Source organism: Sorangium sp. So ce363, assembly GCF_051520435.1.
In the GTDB taxonomy this organism is placed as follows: Bacteria; Myxococcota_A; Polyangia; order Polyangiales; family Polyangiaceae; genus Sorangium; species Sorangium cellulosum_B.
The window spans coordinates 2916449-2934926 of record NZ_CP150333.1 but is presented as its reverse complement, the minus strand read 5'-3'; the positions used below and the strand labels follow the sequence as shown (position 1 = coordinate 2934926).

The following is an 18478-nucleotide window of genomic DNA, read 5'->3' as shown; positions in this document are numbered from 1 at the left end:
CCGCGCGCAGGTAAAACCTGCAGCGGATCGCGCGGCGCTGGCGTACACTCCGGGCGCTCGGCATGGATCAGCCCGTCCCCGGGGACAGCAGGGCGCAGCAGGCAGGCGTCGCGGGCGCGCTCGCGGATCGGGCCTTCGACGCGCTCGGTATCCTGCTCCGCGGCTTCGAGGACGCGGCCGAGCGCGACGGGGCGGGCGCGCTCGAGGACGCGCTCGCCCGCGGTCCGGAGCACCTCCACGGCGGCCTGCTCACCGCGATCCTCCGGCTCGTGTTCCTGCTGCACGCGGAGGACCGCGGGCTCCTGCCGGCCTCGGACCCGTACTACGCGGCGCACCTCGGCGTGCGCCCGCTGTTCCAGGAGCTCGCGGCGGAGCGCGGCGCGCGCCCGGGCGTGCTGCGGCGGCGCTTCGGGGCGTGGCCGCGGCTCGTCGCGCTGTTCCGCGCCATGTTCCACGGACTCCGCCGCCCCGAGCTGACCCTGCCGGCGCGGGGAGGGCAGCTCTTCGACCCCGAGCGATACCCGTTCCTGGAGCCCGCGAGGCCGGAGGAACGCGCGAAGCCGGCGGAGCACGCGGGGCCGCCAGAGGACCGCCCGTGGCCGACGAAACACGCGGCCCCGGACGACCCCGCGGCGCCGCGCGCGCCGTCGGTGGACGACGGCACGGTGCACGCGGTGCTCGAGCGGCTCCTCGTGCTCGATGGGCGCCCGCTGTCGTACCGGGCGATCGACGTCGAGCAGCTCGGCGGCCTCTACGAGGCGCTCATGGGCTACCGGGTCGAGCGCGCCGCCGGACCGACGGTGTGCCTCCGGCCCGACAGGGTCTGGGTGGGCGCGGCCGAGGCGCTCGCGCAGCCGACGGCGCGACGGGCGGCGTGGCTCGCCGAGCGGGCGGGCATCTCGCGGCGGGAGGCGGGGAGGCTCGGGGGGGCGCTCGTCGCCGCGGAGACCGCGGCCGGCGTCCTCGAGGCGCTCGGACCGCTGCGCGCGAGGGACACCGACGTGCTCGGGGCGGGGCGGCTGTTCCTCCAGCCGATCGCCGAGCGGCGGCGGACGAGCTCGCATTACACCCCGAGGAGCCTGTCCGCGCCGATCGTCGCGCGGACGCTCGAGCCGCTGCTCCGGCAGCTGGGCGAGGAGCCCGCGTCCGAGGCGCTCCTCCGGCTCGCGATCTGCGATCCGGCGATGGGCTCCGGCGCGTTTCTCATGGAGGCGTGCCGGTACCTGGCCGACCAGGTGGTGGCCGCCTGGACGCGCGAGGCCGCGCGCGGCGACGCGGCGGCGGCGGCGCGGCTCGCCCTGCCGGGCGAGGGCGCCGTGAGCCACGCGCGGCGGCTCGTCGCGCGGCGCTGCCTGTACGGCGCCGACAAGAACCCCTTCGCGGTGAGCCTGGCGAGGCTGTCGCTCTGGCTCGTGACGCGCGCGCAGGACGAGCCGTTCACGTTCGTCGATCACGCCCTCCGGCACGGCGACTCGCTCGTCGGCCTCGACCTTGCCCAGCTGCGCGGCTTCCACTGGAAGCCCGCGGCGCCGGCGCCGCCGTTCTGCGAGGCGATAAACGCCGCGGTGGCGCGGGCGATCGAGCTGCGGCGGCGGCTCGCCGAGGAGGCGGAGCATCCGGCGAGCCTGCGAAACCCGGGAGGGCCGGGCGTCCCGGAAGGCCACGAAGCGCAGCTCCCGGCTGGCCTGCGAAACCCGGGAGGGCCGGACGTCCCGGAAGGCGGCGACGCCGACGCCGCGCGCCGGCGAGCGCGGCTCGCCGAGGAGGCGGACGAGGCGATCGCCCGGGCGCGGCTGCTCGGCGACCTCGTCGTGGGGGCGTTCTTCGCGCACGAGAAGGACCGTGACCGGCTGAAGGAGCGCGATCGGCGGGCCGAGCTCGCGATCGCGTGGCTCCGCGGCGGCGGTCCGCCTTCGGAAGAGCTCCTGTCGATGCAGCGGGCGCTCCGCGAGGGGACGCCCGGGGGGCCCCCGCCGCTGCCTGCGTTCCACTGGCCGCTGGAGCTCCCGGAGGTGTTCGAGGAGCCGCGCCCGGACGGGCCGCGCGGCGCCCGCGAGCCGCGGCCGGCGCGGCTCGGCGCGTTCGTCGGGAACCCGCCGTTCCTGGGCGGGAAGCGGATCTCGACGGATCACGGCGAGCTCTACGCCGCGTGGCTCGAGCAGCTGCACGGCGCCACGAAGAACACCGATCTGGCGGCCCACTTCTTCCGCCGCGCGGCCGCGCTGCTCGGGCGCCGCGGGACGGTGGGGCTCATCGCCACGAACACGATAGCTCAGGGCGACACCCGGCGTTCGGGCCTCAGGCCGCTCGTCGAGGCGGGGGGCGCGATCATCTACCACGCCGTGCGCAGCGTCCCGTGGCCGGGAGACGCCGCGGTCCACGTCGCCGTCGTCCACCTCGCGCTGGGCATGTCGCCGGGCGACGGTGTGCCGCCGCCGCGGCTCGACGGCGTGCCCGTGGGCCACATCAACTCGCACCTGCGCGCGATGCCCGAGCGCCCCGACCCGCGCCCGCTCGGGGCCAGCCGGGATCTGTGCTTCATCGGCTGCTTCCTCCGGGGCGACGGCTTCGTCCTGACCGAGGGCGAGGCGCGGGCGCTCTCCGCGGGCGATCCTGCGGCCGGCGAGGTGCTCCGCCCGTTCCTCGGCGGCGAGGAGGTCAACTCGTCCCCTTCGCACAGCCCGCACCGTCACGTGATCGACTTCGGCGAGCGCGGGCTCGAGGAGGCCGGCCGGTGGCCCGCGCTGCTCTCGATCGTGCGGACCCGGGTGAAGCCGGCGCGGGATCGCCTGAAGGGCACCGGGATCGACGCCGGCCACCGGGCGCGCTGGTGGCAGTTCGCCAACACGCGGCCTGAGCTCCGGCGCAGGATCGCGCCGCTCGAGCGGTGCCTCGTCGCGGCGCGGGTGACGAAGCACCTGTGCTTCGCCTTCCAGCCCGCGGGCCGGACGTTCTCGGACCAGCTGTGTGTGTTCGCGATCGACGACCATGCGCGCTTCGCCGTCCTCCAGTCGCGCGCGCACGAGACGTGGGCACGGCTGCTCTCCTCGACGATGGGAGAGGGCCTCCGGTACGCGCCGTCGGACTGCGTGGAGACGTTCCCCTTCCCTCGCCCGGACCACCTCGCCGAGGGCGGCCGCGTCGAGGCCGCCGGCGAGCGCCTCTACGCCGCCCGCGCGCGGTGGATGCTGGCGTCGCGGCTGGGGCTGACGGAGACGTACAATCTCATCAAGGACCCAAGGTGCAACGAGCCGAGCATCGTCGAGCTGCGCGGCCTCCACGAGGAGATGGACCGGGCCGTCCTGGCGGCCTACGGGTTCGACGGCATAGAGGTCCCCCCGTACGCGGAGCCCGCGACGCCGGGAGAGCGGCTGGCGCGGAGCGCGTTCGAGGACGCGCTGATCGACCGGCTGTTCGCGCTGAACGAGGCGCGCGCCGCGGAGGAGGAGCAGGCTGGAGCAGAGGGCGGGTCGTGACGGAGAACGCCAAGAAAACGGGGTACGCCATTCGTGTTCTCGGAGCGACGCTCTTGCTCGTCCCTGCCTTCGGCTCTGGCGTACTGGTCGGCAGGTCCCTCCTGGACCGGAGGCCGCCAGCGAAGGAGAAGGGAGCGGAGCCTGCTTCGGATCCCTGGATGCGGAGAGACCGGAGAGCGCTCGCTGCATGTCGAGAAGAGCTGGCAGCGCGTTCGGAACCGCGAGCGACCGCCTCGGCGGCCGAGGCTCCTCCGGGGGAAGAGAGACAAGGTACTCCCGAACGAGCGGCCACCGTGGATGAGCTCGAGGTGGAGCTGAAACGGTGCAGGAAAAGCGAAATCCTGGTCGACGCTGAGCTTTGCAGCGCCGCGGCTCGCCAGTTCAAAGCGCTGATGGCTTTGCCCAAGGATGGATTGATGTGCGGGCCGAAGTCCAGGTCTGCCGATCTCATCGAGAAAAACTTCGAGAGCTGCGCGGCGCTTTCGGATGTTCCCGCGAATTTTCGCTCGAACGAGCTCACCAGGGAAGAATCGAGCCTCATCGCGGAAGCGATCCGGGTTCGTGAGACGCTCACCGAAGACGATCTGCTCCGCAGCCTGAAAGAGTTCGTCTGGACGTGCACGGAGACGCCCCCGAAGCTTCCTCCGATGCTGAAGCAGGCACCGAAGCCTCAGGGAGATTGACGCATGAGCGAACGCCCCAAGAGCGCTGGCCTCATGGTTCGTCTCCTCATCGCGGTGGCCGTGCTCGGCCTCGTCTTTGGTGGTGGCGTGCTGGTCGGCTGGGCGACGAGGGAGCGCAGACCTCCAGCCATGGACAAGAGCGCGGCGTCCATCCCTGATGCGGAGGTGAAGCGAGCGCTCGCTGCGTGCCGACGAGAATTGAGAGCGCGCGCGAAACCGACAGCCATCCCGCCGGCCACGGCGGCGTCTCCTCCGGGAGAAACGGACGACGCCGGATTGGAGAAGACCGCCAAGGTCGAGGCACTGCAAAAAGAGGTAAAGGAATGCATAACACGAGAGACCTTGGCCAATGCCCATGTTTGCGGCACCATCACAGATCACAGCAACTTGCTGTTCGTCTTGACATACAGCGCGTCATGCGTGGACGAGGCGGGGGTTGGAGAGTTTCTCGTCAATAGCCTCGAAAAGTGCTCAAAATTCGAGGGCTTTCCAGAACATCTGAACGAAGACGAGCTAACGCAAGAAGAAAAATTCAGAATCTCACAGTCACAACAAAACCGCGCAATTAAGACAAAGAACAACTTGACCAACGAGGTGCAAGAGACATTCCGCCGATGCCGCAAAAGATTCGGACTGTCTGCCGAATGAACGGAGGTGATCACAATGTCATCTCCCAGGCCGTCTGGGTGGGTGGGGCGGCTTCGACGGGTGAACGGACCAGGTCGAAGGAAGGCCGGTGCGTTTGCGTGTCGCGCGCGTGGTCGTCCAGCTTGTCGAGCGCGAAGGTCAAGGCGCCCCAGAGCCGCCACCGAACGGGTATCGGGCCACCAGAGAACTCGATGGGTGAGCGGAGCTCTAATCCGATCGCAACCTTATGACTCCATATCGCCAGCTCGCTGCCCCGGACCGCGAGCGAGGGGACAGCGTTGACAACAGCATTCTTGCCGCCGACCATGATCCCCAAGTTCGCTTGCGCGTGCTTGTTATGAAGAGCGTAGAACCGCACACCGCCCAAATACGCAATCGACAGGGGAACGTCTGAGGACTGCGGCATGATGGCCGCCGACACAGCCCCCGTGAGCTGGATCAACGGCAGCGAGGTCTCCCAAAGGTTGATGTGGCCCGCGGTGGCGGGTGCGCCCGTGATGACACCGCTCACGGGTTCGTTCGACCTCTGCGAGCCCTGCCCCCGGGCGGCCATTTGCAGAAGCAACCCGCCGCGCCGGTTGTCGAAGAGAGGGACCCCCACGCTGATGCTCGCTTCGCCGACCCCAGGAGGGAACACGGGAATCCCGCTGGCGCAGGGAGAGTATCGTATCTGCCTGAACCATAAGCGTGTCGTGGCGAGGAGCGGAATTCCCGCCACGCGCTCTCTCACTTGAACCTGCCCACCGCCCCAGAACCCGTTGAAGGGCTCGGGGGCCGTGCAGGGGCCCTCGTGGGCAAAGACCTTCGAGGGTCGGACGAAGGCGGAGGCGACGATGATGGCGGTCGCGAGGATGCGCGCAGGCATGACCATCACTACCCCCTCACTCCTCGGGGATGATCTCCACATCCTCCATCGGGTGCGCCGCTGGCTGTCCCCTCGGCGGGCAGACCAAGAAGCTCAACCCCGCATACACGGGCTGTCCATCGGGGCCGAACTCTTTGACGACGTCGGGGGGCTCAACGACTGCACAGTATCCCGACTCGAAGTAGGTAAAGTCCTCAGTGCACCAATTCTGGACGTCCAACATCAGAGAAACGTACTCCGAATAGGCAGCATTTTACTCCGAACGTTCTCGCACTGAGTGCCATACCACTGTCCTCCGTGGAGGAGCGGCTTTCTAGAATAACTCCATCCCTGGCAACATTCGAGCAAGCACTCCGCGGGGATGCAGTGCTGATCGAACCAGTTCCCGACGATGGGCTGCGCCCTCTGCGGGTCATCGCCGAACGTGCAGCCCTCGAGGGCGAGCGCCGCGGCAGCAGCGGCGATGACCGTGGATGCCGACCGAACCGCCGTCCGGGTGATCCAGGCAGCCACCCAGTTCCTCAATTCATGGCGCCACATGAGAAAATCTCCTCGAGGGGACGACACTCTGGACCTTGGCGTGCGTCGCGAAGGGCCTCTCCACGCATCCGGCAAGCGCCGGCCCCCCCCAGAAAGGCCCCTCCCAGACATAAACGACTGGCTCGGTCGCGGCAACGTTTGCGGCAGGTCTCGTCGAGCTCCTCAGCGACATTTCTGTCGAAGCCGAGGCAGATTTCGGGACGAGCTCGGGTCGTCACGCGCCGCCGCGTCGACCGCCTCGCCCTCGGCAGCGCCGCCCCACCTCGCAGCCTGTGAAACACAGACGGGGGTCGGGCATCACAGCCGCTCGTCTCAAGGATTTCGCCCAGATGGAATCCTGCATTGCGTATTCCGGCGTATCCGGCCGCCCGTTCCAACCTGTCCCGGCCACCGCCTTGTCGACACCCTCCAGATCGGATTTCAACTCTCCGGCAAGTTGTCGACCCCCTCCGGGGAGAGCTTCAATTCTCCCGGCAGACCCGGCGCGTCGACGTCTAACGCTGTGTGCCAAACGCAAGCCCTGCGAGAGCTCACGAAACCGCGTAGCACGCTTCCGGCGCCCGCACTCCCGACCGTTCCTCTAACACCGCCTTCTTTCGCCCACACCACACGCACCCGCAGCCACACGTGCGCATAGCTGCGCCCAAGACACCGCGAGGGTCGATCGCCACGCTCGTGCCGTTGCTCGCGCCTGTCCGGCCGGTAGAGCATGGGGCGACTCTCTCGCCGGAGCTATCGCGCAAGGAGCTCGCGCGGCTGGAGCTGGAAATCAAGCACCCTGTAGCGTTTCGGGTGGAGAGCCTCCCCCATTTTGGATCTCCGGCCAGGCGCGGGAAGTGATAGTCTCATGGATCATGACAAGACTTCATTTCGCGACGCGTTGCTGCGCTGTGCTCGCAGCGCTCTGGCTGCCCGTCATCGCCTGTTCATCAGGCGGCAACGGCAACACCACGGGGAATGGCGCGGTCGGCCAGGGCGCCGGCGGCGCCGGCGGCAGCAGCACCAGCAGCGTCAGCAGCACCAGCACCGGCGACGATATCGGCGGCGAGATCGGGCTGACGAGCACAGGGCCGGGCGGCGACCCGCCGCCCGACGCCGGTCACCAGACGACCTGCGACGACGCGGGCAACTGCACCTGCATCAACATCGCGTCGATCGGCCGCGAAGGCGTCTGGGGCCCGTGCAGCAGCGACAGCACCACGGCGCTCCAGGATTGGCTCAACACGCAGAGCACGGCCCAGGTCGACAACTACAACCGAGAGAAGCCCACGCTCACGGCGGAGTTTCTCGCCAAGTACGACGTGATCCTCCTCCAGTGGATGGTGACGAAGGGCGCCCAGAACGACGACGGGGCGCCGTGGCAGTTCTCGCCGGACGAGGTGAACGCGCTCAAGGACTGGGTCAACAACGGCGGCGGCCTCATCGCGCTGAGCGGTTATCAGTGCAATGGACAGGGATGCACCATCCACGACATCACGGCGACCAACCAGCTCCTCTCGTTCACCGACATCCAGTTCAATGCCGACGGCCTCCTGGATCCTGCGCGGAACGGCTGCGCGAACTGCAACTGCTGGGGCGGCTCGCTGCCGCTCGGCGGCGACCTCCCCACGAGCGTGGGCACCTGGAACCAGGACACGCCGCTCGGCAGGAACATCCAGAGCGTGGGCGCCTACATCGCGCGCTCGATCAAATCGACGACCGCGACCGTCGACAGCACCGACGGCAGGAACAATTTCGCGGTGCACGAGGAGATCGGCAAGGGCCATGTCGTCGCGTTCGGCGACGAGTGGGTGACTTACTCGGGCCAGTGGCGCGGGACGGCCGCGTGCCTCAATCCGCAGATGTACACGGACCCGAACAGCCCATGCTACGAGAGATCAGCGGGGCAGGTCTTCCAGATCTCGCAGTTCTGGTACAACGCGATCAAATACGCGGCGTCGTCGGTCGAGTGCTTCACGATCGAGGACCCGGCCATCATCAATTGACGCCGCGCCGCGCCGCGAGCGCGACGACGGCGGCGGCTCATCGGCTCCCCAGTACATAGATGCGAAAGCTCATGCCCTCCAGAGATCCGGCGCGCCGTGCGGCGGGCCCTCGCCGTCACGGCGCCTTCGGGCGCGCGGCGAGGACCCGCGCCTTCAGCCAACCGTCGATCGCCAGGTCGATCTCCTCGAGCACGCTCTCCCTGGTCCGCCCCGCGGACTTGAGGAGATCGAGCGAGTGGTCACCCCCCTCGATCACGTGCAGGCTGGCCCGCTGCCCGAGGCGCTTCAGGACGGGCCGGAGGAGCGCGAGATCACACAGCGGGTCGCGCGTGCCCTGAAGGAACAGGAGCGGCGCGGGGATCGCGGGGAGGTGCGCGTCCCGGAGCGGGGAGCGCTTGCCCGCGGGGTGGAGCGGATAGCCGAGGAACAGCAGCCCGTCCGCGCGGACGCCGCGGGCAGCGAGGAGCGACGCGATCCGCCCGCCCATCGATTTGCCGCCGATCACGAGGCGCTCCGGCGCGTCCTCGAGCGCCCTCCCGATCGCCGCCTCGAACGCCTTCTCGAGGAGCGGCTGCCGATCGGGCGCCTTCCGGCCGAGCTCCTTGTAGACGAAATTGAAGCGGAGCACGGTGTGCCCGCGCGCCAAAAGCCGCCCGGCGACGTCGACAACGAGGGGCGCGTTCATGTCGTTGCCGGCGCCATGGCCGAGGACGACGGCCACGCCGGAGCGCTTCGCCCGCGTCCTCGGGACGTGGATCACGCCCGAGACAGGGCTGCTATCGACGATCGGGATCGAGATGGAGCGCTCGGCCATGAGGCCCATCCATGCCATGGACCGGCGCCGCTCGTCGAGACGCACGCCGGTCGAACGCCCGGAGAGGGCGCGGCCGCGTCGTGCTCGGCAAGATCCCGACCTTCAACCCCCCGGATTCCTGGAGGTGCGCTCGCCTCGATCTGGTAGGCTGCCGCGCAGGCGTGCTGGCGCGAGGGTGTTGCATCATCCACGCGCTCCGCGGTCGCGCTGAGGATCGAGAGCACATGCAATCTTCACAGCCACTCCGCGCTTCACACGCGGCGGCAGGCGCAGGCCGTCGAGCGCGCACAAAGGCACTCTTCCTGCTTCCGGCGCTCGCCGCCGCCGTGTCCATGTGCGGCGGTCGGAGCGACATCCTCCTGGAGCCAGGCCTCGAGGAGCCAGGCCTCGAGGAGCCAGGCCCGGAAGCGCCAGGCCCCGACGAGCCAGGCCCCGGGTGTGTCCCGGCGCCGGAGGTGTGCGACCTCGTCGACAACGATTGCGATGGGCAGCGCGACGAGGGCACGTGCCCCGCTGGAACCGCCTGCGGCGTGAGCCTCGCCGCGGACATGGCCTCACCGCCGGACAGGTGGTCCTTCAATGGGGACGCCTTCTGGGACGCCGACACGCTAACTGGCGTGCTCACCGAGGCCAGACACGGCCAGGCTGGCACCATCATTTACCGGAATCCCCTCCTCGCCGACGTCTTCACCGCGACGTTCGAGTTCCGCCTCGGCAGCGGCGACGGGATGGGGTTCATGCTCCAGACGACAGGAGAGACGGCCGTGGGCGAGCCCGGCGGCGGCCTCGGTATGGCCGGGCTCGCCGGCTACGGCGTCGAGATCGACACCTACCACAACCTCGGTTGCACGGATTCCAACAAGAACCACGTGGGCGTGGACGATCTCACGCAGCCTTGCGACGGAGGCGTCCTCGGCTCGCTGGGCCAGGGGACGAGCGGCGTCGCGCTCGGCGACGGCGCGTTCCATACGGCGCAGATCGAGCTCAACCAAGGCAAGGTGAGCCTGATCATCGACGGCAAAAGCCAGTTCCAGGGGTTCTCCATCCCCGGCTTCCCCGTCGGGTCGAAGTTCTTTTATGGCTTCGCCGCCGGCACGGGAGACGCCACCGCGCGCCAGGAGATCCGGAATGTGAAGATCACTTTCCCCTCTCCCCGCTGCCTCTGAACGCCGGCGCCAAAGGACGTTTCGTCGCGCGATCGTCGAGGTCTGCGGCGACCTCCTGCTCGTTCCGGGGAGCAGGTGCGCCCCAGCAGCAGGTGCACCCCAGGAGCACGGCGAGCCGCGTGTGGGGCGCCCTACCGACTCGGTCTCGGGCGCACATTATCCCCATGTCAAAATTCTCGAACGGCCCTGGAATTCCCTTCCGGAGCCCCTTATCCTTCGGGTCCGCCTCGTGAAGCTGTATGCTTGGGAGACAGCGGCCGATATACTGCCGGTTCGGCACCACCTCGGGTGCCGCCCGCGCGCGACGTGGACCCGCGGATGATCAAGGCACCAGGTCGCGTGAGTTAGTAAATACATTTTACTTTGGAGCATGCGAGCATGAGATCAGCACCCTTTACACTTCTCCTCTCGGCATTCCTGTGTGCAGCCGGCTGCTCGGACAGCGGTGACGGCGATGGAGGGGAGACGACCGGCAGCGGCGGCGCGACAGGCAGCACCACCGGCGGCGGCACGACGAGCGGCACCCCCAGCGGCGCGACCACCGGCAGCGGCGACACGACGAGCGCCAGCAGCGGCGCGACGACCGGCAGCGGCGACACGACGAGCGCCAGCAACGGCGCGACGAGCGGCACCGGCGGCGGCGCGACGACCGGCAGCGGTACCGGCGGCGAGGGCACGGGCGGCAGCGATGGTACGGGCGGCGGCGCCAGCGCCAGAGTCCCCGCGGCGAGCGCCAGCACGCTGAGGGAGGCCGGTGAGAAGGCGAACCCCCCGCTGCTGATCGGAGCGGCCATCTCCGGCGGTGGTCTCGGTAACAACGACTACAAGCGCGTCGCCGCCGCTGAGCACAACTACGTGACGGCGGAGAACGAGATGAAGTGGGACGCGCTCGAGCCCAGCGCGGGGAATTTCAGCTGGGGCTCCGCGGACAACATCGTGAACTGGGCGCGCCAGAACAACATGAAGGTCAAGGGCCACACCCTGGTGTGGCACAGCCAGCTGCCCGGCTGGATGAGCTCCATGACCGGGAAGGCCAACGTCGAGGCGGCCATGCGCAGGCACATCACCCAGGTGATGGGGCACTTCAAGGACCGGCTCGACCACTGGGACGTCGTCAACGAGGCCGTCCAGACCGACAGTGACACCGGGGTCGGCAATCCCCGCATGAGGCCCACGGTGTTCTACAACCAGATCGGGGAATCGTACATCGACCTCGCCTTCCAGATCGCGAGAGAGCAGGATCCGAAGGCCAAGCTCTATTACAACGATTACAGCATCGACGCGCGCAACGACAAGGTCGAGTTCGTCTACAACATGGTCAAGGGGATGGTCGATCGGGGGGTCCCGATCGACGGCGTCGGGTTCCAGATGCACATCGGGCCGCCGAACAACGAGGCCGGTGGAGCGGACGTGGCGGCGAACATGAAGCGCTTCACCGACCTGGGCCTGGAGGTGCTGATCTCCGAGATGGACATCAACCGCTGCGGCGGCGTGGTCACGGCGGAGGAGCAGCTCACGTACTACCACGACATTGTCGCGGCCTGCTTCAAGGAGCCCAAGTGCACCGCCATCACCTTCTGGGGGATCAACGACGGCAGGTCGTGGCTCAACAGCTGGAGCGGGGCGCTGTGCAACGGGCAAAGCTCTCAGTCGCTGCTCTTCAACGACCAGTACGGGAAGAAGGAGACCTACAACAGGGTGATGAACGCCCTGCTGGGCAAGTAGCATCCTCCGCGCGCCGCGGCGGCCACGGCGCCGGGGACCACCAGGTCACATTCTTAGATAATAATTGAACAGGGAGGCGGGGAGACGGGGAGATTGATGGGATTTTGCTCCCCGTCTCCCCGCCTCCCTGTGAATCTTCCCGAATGACTCGGGGGAGAGCGCGAGCCCGATCGCCGCCCTGTACCAGGTGCTCGATACCGAGCTGACCGAGCGGCAGCGCCGGGCGTTGATCGCCGAGCTCAAGGGCATGCCCCAGGCCGAGGCGCTCGTCAGCACCTCCCCGGCGCCGGCGCGCCGGCGCCGGGGAGTTCACCGGCTCACTGCGGGATCACGATCGGCTCGCACACCCCGCTCACGCACACGTCGCTGTCCGAGCAGCAGTCCGCGTTGGCCGTGCACTCCCCACCCGACTCCTTGCATTCCCCGCCTCCACCCGGATCCTCACCTGCATCGCTGCCGCCGCCGCCGGCGGGCGGGTCGTCGCCCTCACACGTCGGCGTGGGGCACGGCCCCGGCGTCACGGTGACCGTGTCCGACGGGTACTTGCTCGGAGAGGCGTGCACATAGCTGATGGTCGCGTCGCCGAAGCCCGCCGCGCCGAACGCCGAGGCGCTCACCCACACGTCGTAGACAACGCGGTAATCCCAGTCCGGCGTCTCCGAATTGGGGGTGTAGTTCTCGTCCGTCTCCGGGGAGTCTTCGAGGTACGCGCCGTACCCGCACGCGTTGAGATCGCGGTCGAGCGAGGTGGTCGCCGCGACGACGGCGCCGGCGTCTCCGAGGAGCATCTTGCCCTCTCCGCCGAGCACGCCGAGCGACGCATAACCCGAGGGGCTCGCCTCGTCGGCCGAGATATAGTCGACGTAGAAGTCGAGCACGAGCTCTCCCTTCCCGTTCGTCAGCTGGAACTGGGCCTTGTCGCTGCCCACGAGATCCTTGAACGTGTGGCCCCCGTGCCCCTTCGGCTTCGGCGCGTCGCCGGGCTTCGGGCCGCCGGGCTGCGGGCCGCCGGGCTCCTCGCCGCCGCCCCACCCGATGGCCGTCTCGCCATACGTGTTGTCGACGAACGCGGGGTTGAGCGTCAGCCGCACGTGCACGAGCTCCTCGCTCTCGGCGATCTCGACGACCCGCTCGACGAAGGCCATCGGGGTCGTCGGGTCGCTGTTCGTGTAATAACAGTCGACCTGGGCGGTCCCGTCCACGGGGACCCCCCGGGCGCTCGCGCCGCACGACAGCGGATCGAGATCCGCGGTGATGGGATCGCCGGCGCCCGACATGCCGGATCCCGGGAAGCTCGGCGCCGGCGCGCTGCCCTCGTCGTCCGAAGGGACGCAGTCTTCCCCGGAGACGATGCGGCCGTCAGCATCTCCTGTGCCCGATAGGGTGCAACCCGAGCCGAAGGCCGCGAGCGACAACAGCCCACCACAGAACCACCCTGTCAACGCGAATGAACGCATCGGGATCCTCCCAATTCGAAAGCAAGCACGACATGGAGCGCAGCCGGCGAACCCGATCGCCGGCGCGATGATCTCCTCGATGAAGTGAAGGTCGCCGGAGGCGCCGGGAGCAGGCAGGGTTTCGTCAAAAATCGAGACGGCCTCGCGCGCGGGCGCTCACGGGCGAGCGCCGCCGGGGCGGGAGGCGGACGTGGCCTCCTCGCGCCCGAAGCCCTGCGGGTAGTCCTTGAGGTACCGGCGCGCCTCGGCCGCCGTCCGGTCCTTGTCGCCGAGCATCTCGATCGCGCGCAGGCGCTCCACGCGGGCGATCTCGGCGAGCGGCGAGTCCGGGTAGCGGCCGAGGAGGAGGTCGAGCCGCTCGATCGCCCGCCTCGGCTGCCCGCGCCTCCGCGCCGCCATCGCGCCCTGGAGCAGCTCGTTCTCGGCCGTGAGCGAGGCGCGCGACGGGGCCTGGCGCGCGTCGCGCGGCGCGCGCGGCTCCCCCGCGCCGCCCTCGCCGGCCCCGTCGCCCCTGCCGCCCTCGCCGGCGGCGCTGTCCTGACCGAGGTCGCGAGGCGGCGCCGGCGCGTCGCCCGGGCGTCCCTCGGCGGGCCTGTCCGACCGGCGCTCCTCGTCGCGGGAGGACCACGTCTCGCCTGGGCTCAGGAAGCGCTCGACCTCGCCGCGGTGCACGGCGACCCGCCCTTCCACGACCGACACGCGCGTCTCGGCGGGCTCTCCCGCGGTATCGGGCCGCCGCTCGACGGAGAAGCGCGTCCCGTGCACCGTGACCACGGCGTCCGACGTGCGCACCGACAGGCTCGTGCCTGCCGGCAGCGGCGGCACGTCGACGGCGATCCTGCCCTGCTCGAGGGCGACGACGTCACCCGCGCGGTCGCGCCCGGCGCCCGCCGGCGCGAACCTCACGCGCGTCGAGGGCCCGACCTCGACGGTGGCGCCCGTCGCGAGCGACGCCTTCGCCCGCGCGCCCTCGCCGGTCCGGAGCTCCTCGTCGCTCGCGAGCGGCACGAGGGCGAGCGACGGCGGCGAGCGGGTCGCGCCCCCGGCCGCGATCTCGACCGAGCCCTGGAGCGCCGTCACCTGCGCCGCGGCGGGCGGGGCGTCGCGCGCCCGGACCACGATGAAGACGCCGGCGGCCGCCGCGGCCAGGACGGCCGCCAGCGCCGCCGCGGCCACGGCGGCCCGCTTCCGCCGGGCGGCGCGGGCGCGCTGCTCCGCCGCGTCGGCGACGAGCTGGTCGATGCGGCCGGCGATCCGCTGCTGGAGGTATCTCGCCTGGATCCTGGGCAGCGGCGGCACCGGCTGCTCGACCAGCGCCCGCAGCGAGGCCTCCACGCCGTCCACGCCGGCCGCCGCGGCGCGATCCTCCCGGGTGGTGTCAACGTCGTCCTGCTTCATCGTGGCTCCTCGGGTCGAGCGGGGTCGCGTCGCGCCGCCGCCTCGGGTTCACAGCGCGCCTGGAGCTCCCGCCGCCCCCGCGACAGCCGCGACTGGGCCGCGGCCACGGAAACACCGGTCAAGTCAGCGATTTCCTTGAGAGAATAGCCCATGGCGTGGAGCAGCAGCGCGGTCGCGCGGTCGCCGTCCATCGCCGCGAGGTGCTGGCGCAGGGCCTCGAGATCGCGCTGCGCGCTCACCTCGCGCTCGGGATCGGCGCCCTGCGAGGGCGGCTCGGGCCCGGCGCCAGGCTCCGGCGACCCCGGCGTGCGATCGATGACCTTCCGCTCGCGCCGGCGGGCGCGCAGCGCGCTCAGCCCGACATGGCAGGCGATGACGGACGCCCAGCCCGCCAGGCTGCACTCCCCCGCGAACCGGCGTTTGGTAAGTGTGCTCACGATCTGCTCGAACGCGCCCTGCACGAGGTCGGCGTGGTCCTGCTCGCGGCAACCCAGGATCCGGTACAGGGTCCGGTCGACGACCGGCAGCAGGTGCTCGTAGAGCCGCAGGCCGATCCCTCGTTCGCCGCGCTGGAAGGCGAGCAGGATCTCCTCGTCGCTGGCGGGCGCGGGCGCGGGCGCGGGCTGGCCCCCGGCGCCCTGGGCGGAGACGAGCCTGAGCCGGCGGCTGGCGGGGTGTGGCTCGGCGGTTCCCATGCTCATGCACAGTAGCCGGTCCGCCCGAAAGCAGGCTGAACGGCGGAGGATCTTCCTCGATCCCGCCGCCCACCCCCCTGTGCGCGCTCCCGGGAGCCCGCTGGAGATGCCGCCGGCGCAGCTCCTTGGCCGCCTCTCGAGGGCGGCCCCCCCGCCGCGGTCGGCCGTGGCGCGGCTCCGCGGCGCTCCGCGGCCGCCCCCTCGTATCGAGCGAACCGAGGGCCGAGAGCATGCCCGCCGAGCAGCTCCGGAGACACGGCGGGTCGGGCGAGCCGCCCGGCAGCAGGACACGCGGACTCACGCCATTACGCACGAGCTGCCACAAGGGTGTCTCTATCACTGCTGCGCAGCGTTGATCGTTCGAATGCACTCCTCGCGGAGCGCTGATATCACGCGTCATTGGCACCAGTGGTCCTGCGAGCCCTGACTGTTTCTCCCCTTTCGCTGCTTTCGTGGTATTCATCAGCGGAGGAGGCTCAAATGTTTCGAACAGCACAATTCGCCATCACACTTTCCCTCGTGCTTGTCGGCTGCGGCTCGAGCGGCGTCAGCTCGGACGAGGACGCCCGGCGCGCCTATGAGGGGCTTGACGACTCGATTGACAAGGCGATCACGCTCGGTTTTCAAGGCTTCAACGCCGCCACGAGCGCGAATGTCGCGCCGCAGACGGCGAATGGTGCGAAAACGGGCACGATCACCATCAGCGGGCAGGTCGATCAGGGTGCCTCGACAAACAAGACAATGAACCTCATCGAGGAGCTCAAAGACTACTCCGATGACGGCGAGATTACCTACAACACGAGCGAAACGCTGCCTGTGCTCTCGATGAAGCTCAGCAAGGTTCCGACCGGTACGCTCGAAGGGAGCCTCAACGGTCGCTTCACGATGGCGGGTGCTCTCGAGGGCGACCTCACCCTCTCGCTCACCTTCACGGGAGAGCTGCAGCCGTCGCCCGTCGATGAGAGCGAGGTCGAGCGAAAGCCGGGGACGACGCACATCACGGGCACCGCCGCGAGCGGCGACGGTAGGTACAACGTCGACCTGACGCGGTAGGTCAGCAGCTCCGGGGCAGCTCCTCGCCCGAGGGCGCTTTACGAGCTTGTCCTCGGGCGCTGAGTCCGGCGTCTGGTGCTAGCGTGTCGCGCAGAGCGGCCCGAGCCCGCCCTCCAACGCGGCGACCGGCAGCCCTCCGCGCACGAGCGCCGCCTCGGACACGCGCGTGCGCCCGGCCACGGCCGCCATGAGGCCCGGGCAAAGGCGCGCCGCCGCGCCGAGCGCCGCCTGGCCGGGCCGCCGCACGAGGCCGTGAGAGAGGCCGGTCGCGAGCAGCACCTGCCCGAGCACGTCGCGCGAGAGCCGGCGCTGGAACGCCTCCGCGCTCGCCCCTTCGAGGTACGCCGTGGTCGCGAGCCGCGCGCTGTGCAGCGCGATCGACATGCCGTCTCCAGAGAAGGAGGGGATGACCGCCGCCTGATCGCCGAGGCGCCATATCCCGTCCGCGCGGCGCTGGACATGGCCGTACGGGATCGCCGAGAGCGCGAGCGGCCGCGCCCGGCACGGCTCCGCGCCCGCGAGCCGCGCGTCGAGGTGCGGCGACCCCTCGCGCATCGCGCAAAGGAGGCGGTCCCAGCGCTGCCCGAGCGCGGCGAAGCGGCTCTTGCGGACGAGGAGGCAGAGGTTCGCCCGGCCGCCCTCGACCGGCTGCAGACCGGCATAACCGCCCTCGAACAGCACGAGCTCCACGTGCCTGTCGAGCTCCGCCGCCTGCCGAGGCGACAGCCGCCAGTGCAGCTTGAAGGCGACGAGATCGTCCTGCAGCCCGGAAGGCCGCCTCAGGCCCCGGACGTCGTGCTTGCCGGTCGCGAGGAACGCGGCGCGCGCCTCGATCGCGCTGCCGTCCTCGAGCCGCGCCCCCCAGCCCGCGCCCGCCCGCGTGAGCGCCTGGACCCGGACGCCCCGCCGGATCGACGCGCCCGCCGCGGCGGCGCGCGCGAGCAGCGCCTCGTCGAGCACGCGGCGCGACAGGCTGAGCGCGGAGAACGGCAGCGCGGCGGCCGCGACCCGATCGCGCTCGACCAGGCGCACGGCCTCGATAGGCACGGCGCCGAGCGCCGGCAGATCGAGCCCGAACGACGCAAGGTAGAGCGCGGCCTCGCGCGACAGGAACTCGCCGCAGACCTTGTCCGCCGGGCAGGCCTCGCGCTCGATCAGCGCGACCTCGCGCCCCGCCTGCGAAAGGAGCAGCGCGACCGCCGCCCCGGCCAGGCCTCCTCCGACGACCACAGCGTCGTTCACGGGACCTTGAGCCTCCCGACGGTGAGCCGGAACGGCATCCACCATCGAACCTCGACGGCGCGCGGATCGAGCCCGGCCTCGGCGATGAGACGCCGCCAGTCGCTCGCCGAGAAGGCGCGGGCGATCGACACCGGGCCATCGTGCTGCACGAAGCGGTGCCAGCCTGCGAGGCGCGAGAGGTGGCGGAAGAAGTGATAGGGCAGCGGGTGGCGGTGCAGATCGTTGATGAACCAGCCGAGCCGCGCCTTCGCCTCCATCCAGGCCAGGAAACGGACGACCACCGGATCGGGGAGATGGTGCGTGAAGAGCGAGCTCAACACGACGTCGATGCCGCCGGGCGGCTCGTAGGCGAAGGCGTCGGCGGTGACCCAGGTGATCGGCCGGCCCGGCGGAGTCACCTCGGCGGCCGACCGGCGCGACCACGGGTTGAGGTCGACGCCGGTGAGCGAGACGGCGATGCCGCGCTCTCTGGCCCACGCGTCGATCCCCCGCAGCATGTCGCCGTAGCCGCTGCCGACGTCGATCACCTCCAGCGGCCGGTCCTTGGGCAGGCCGCGCAGGCCGCGCGCGACGAGGCGCTCGAGGAACGCGAACGTCGGCCGGTGAGCGAGGGTCAGCCGGTTGACCTGCGCCAGATCGACGAGGCAAGCGCGGAAGTCCTCGAAGTCCACGGGCTGGGTATCCATCAGCTCGTCGAGCGTGGATCGACGCGAGAAGTCGAGGGCGCCCAT

Annotated in this window: 15 protein-coding genes; 7 read left to right on the top strand and 8 right to left on the bottom strand. The window is 70.1% G+C overall.

The window, feature by feature from the left end; genetic code table 11:
• The first annotated feature begins 62 nt into the window (after positions 1–62).
• The 3 genes from WMF12_RS11425 to WMF12_RS11415 all read left to right on the top strand — a co-directional run bounded on the left by WMF12_RS11425 (position 63) and on the right by WMF12_RS11415 (position 4807).
• Positions 63–3476, top strand: coding sequence for a DNA methyltransferase (locus tag WMF12_RS11425; RefSeq protein WP_437870727.1), 3414 nt, complete (start codon positions 63–65; stop codon positions 3474–3476).
• A gap of 293 nt (positions 3477–3769) precedes the next feature.
• Complete coding sequence (locus WMF12_RS11420; RefSeq protein WP_437870726.1) at positions 3770–4159, top strand: hypothetical protein; 390 nt, start codon at positions 3770–3772, stop codon at positions 4157–4159.
• Positions 4160–4162: 3 nt separating this feature from the next.
• A complete protein-coding gene (locus WMF12_RS11415; RefSeq protein ID WP_437870725.1) occupies positions 4163–4807 on the top strand; it encodes a hypothetical protein in 645 nt (214 codons plus the stop codon).
• A 10-nt stretch (positions 4808–4817) separates the two neighbouring features.
• On the opposite strand, the gene WMF12_RS11410 is transcribed toward WMF12_RS11415, so the two are convergent.
• Both WMF12_RS11410 and WMF12_RS11405 read right to left on the bottom strand, forming a co-directional pair.
• The gene (locus WMF12_RS11410; RefSeq protein WP_437870724.1) at positions 4818–5678 is read right to left on the bottom strand and encodes a hypothetical protein; all 861 of its coding nucleotides are present in this window, start codon (positions 5676–5678) and stop codon (positions 4818–4820) included.
• 10 nt (positions 5679–5688) lie between these two features.
• Positions 5689–5895, bottom strand: coding sequence for a hypothetical protein (locus tag WMF12_RS11405; protein ID WP_437717130.1), 207 nt, complete (start codon positions 5893–5895; stop codon positions 5689–5691).
• Between the two features lie 1171 nt (positions 5896–7066).
• Between WMF12_RS11405 and WMF12_RS11400 the strand changes: the two genes are divergently transcribed.
• Complete coding sequence (locus WMF12_RS11400) at positions 7067–8197, top strand: hypothetical protein (protein WP_437870723.1); 1131 nt, start codon at positions 7067–7069, stop codon at positions 8195–8197.
• A 115-nt stretch (positions 8198–8312) separates the two neighbouring features.
• Here the strand turns inward: WMF12_RS11400 and WMF12_RS11395 are convergent, their stop codons facing one another.
• Positions 8313–9011 carry an alpha/beta hydrolase family protein gene (locus WMF12_RS11395; RefSeq protein ID WP_437870722.1) on the bottom strand — a complete coding sequence of 233 codons (699 nt, stop codon included), beginning with the start codon at positions 9009–9011 and terminating at the stop codon, positions 8313–8315.
• 455 nt (positions 9012–9466) lie between these two features.
• On the opposite strand from WMF12_RS11395, the gene WMF12_RS11390 reads away from it, so the two are divergent.
• On the top strand, positions 9467–10177 hold the full coding sequence (locus tag WMF12_RS11390) for an L-type lectin-domain containing protein (protein ID WP_437870721.1): 711 nt from the start codon (positions 9467–9469) through the stop codon (positions 10175–10177).
• A 378-nt stretch (positions 10178–10555) separates the two neighbouring features.
• Positions 10556–11902, top strand: coding sequence for an endo-1,4-beta-xylanase (locus WMF12_RS11385; RefSeq protein WP_437870720.1), 1347 nt, complete (start codon positions 10556–10558; stop codon positions 11900–11902).
• Between the two features lie 317 nt (positions 11903–12219).
• Here WMF12_RS11385 and WMF12_RS11380 read toward each other — a convergent pair whose 3' ends face one another.
• From WMF12_RS11380 to WMF12_RS11370, 3 genes are all read right to left on the bottom strand, one after another.
• A complete protein-coding gene (locus tag WMF12_RS11380; protein WP_437870719.1) occupies positions 12220–13359 on the bottom strand; it encodes a hypothetical protein in 1140 nt (379 codons plus the stop codon).
• Between the two features lie 156 nt (positions 13360–13515).
• Complete coding sequence (locus tag WMF12_RS11375; protein WP_437870716.1) at positions 13516–14757, bottom strand: FecR domain-containing protein; 1242 nt, start codon at positions 14755–14757, stop codon at positions 13516–13518.
• Complete coding sequence (locus WMF12_RS11370) at positions 14754–15452, bottom strand: RNA polymerase sigma factor (protein ID WP_437870714.1); 699 nt, start codon at positions 15450–15452, stop codon at positions 14754–14756. Before WMF12_RS11370 ends, WMF12_RS11375 begins: the two co-directional genes overlap by 4 nt.
• Before the next feature lie 480 nt (positions 15453–15932).
• Here WMF12_RS11370 and WMF12_RS11365 point away from each other — a divergent pair, with 480 nt between their 5' ends.
• Entirely contained in the window at positions 15933–16505 is a 573-nt protein-coding gene (locus WMF12_RS11365; RefSeq protein WP_437870712.1) for a hypothetical protein, read from the top strand.
• 78 nt (positions 16506–16583) lie between these two features.
• Here the strand turns inward: WMF12_RS11365 and WMF12_RS11360 are convergent, their stop codons facing one another.
• Positions 16584–17747 (bottom strand): NAD(P)/FAD-dependent oxidoreductase, encoded by a 1164-nt coding sequence (locus WMF12_RS11360; protein WP_437745614.1) that lies wholly within the window; start codon positions 17745–17747, stop codon positions 16584–16586.
• Positions 17744–18478, bottom strand: a complete 735-nt coding sequence (locus WMF12_RS11355) for a methyltransferase domain-containing protein (RefSeq protein WP_437870708.1) — start codon at positions 18476–18478, stop codon at positions 17744–17746. The genes WMF12_RS11360 and WMF12_RS11355 overlap by 4 nt, the downstream gene beginning before the upstream one ends.

Excerpts from the sequence above, each read along its gene's own strand:
- WMF12_RS11425 (WP_437870727.1), top strand. The coding sequence starts at position 63 with ATGGATCAGCCCGTCCCCGGGGACAGCAGGGCGCAGCAGGCAGGCGTC.
- WMF12_RS11415 (WP_437870725.1), top strand. The coding sequence starts at position 4,163 with ATGAGCGAACGCCCCAAGAGCGCTGGCCTCATGGTTCGTCTCCTCATC.
- WMF12_RS11410 (WP_437870724.1), bottom strand. The coding sequence starts at position 5,678 with ATGGTCATGCCTGCGCGCATCCTCGCGACCGCCATCATCGTCGCCTCC.
- WMF12_RS11405 (WP_437717130.1), bottom strand. The coding sequence starts at position 5,895 with ATGTTGGACGTCCAGAATTGGTGCACTGAGGACTTTACCTACTTCGAG.
- WMF12_RS11400 (WP_437870723.1), top strand. The coding sequence starts at position 7,067 with ATGACAAGACTTCATTTCGCGACGCGTTGCTGCGCTGTGCTCGCAGCG.
- WMF12_RS11395 (WP_437870722.1), bottom strand. The coding sequence starts at position 9,011 with ATGGCCGAGCGCTCCATCTCGATCCCGATCGTCGATAGCAGCCCTGTC.
- WMF12_RS11385 (WP_437870720.1), top strand. The coding sequence starts at position 10,556 with ATGAGATCAGCACCCTTTACACTTCTCCTCTCGGCATTCCTGTGTGCA.
- WMF12_RS11380 (WP_437870719.1), bottom strand. The coding sequence starts at position 13,359 with ATGCGTTCATTCGCGTTGACAGGGTGGTTCTGTGGTGGGCTGTTGTCG.
- WMF12_RS11375 (WP_437870716.1), bottom strand. The coding sequence starts at position 14,757 with ATGAAGCAGGACGACGTTGACACCACCCGGGAGGATCGCGCCGCGGCG.
- WMF12_RS11370 (WP_437870714.1), bottom strand. The coding sequence starts at position 15,452 with ATGGGAACCGCCGAGCCACACCCCGCCAGCCGCCGGCTCAGGCTCGTC.
- WMF12_RS11365 (WP_437870712.1), top strand. The coding sequence starts at position 15,933 with ATGTTTCGAACAGCACAATTCGCCATCACACTTTCCCTCGTGCTTGTC.
- WMF12_RS11355 (WP_437870708.1), bottom strand. The coding sequence starts at position 18,478 with ATGGGCGCCCTCGACTTCTCGCGTCGATCCACGCTCGACGAGCTGATG.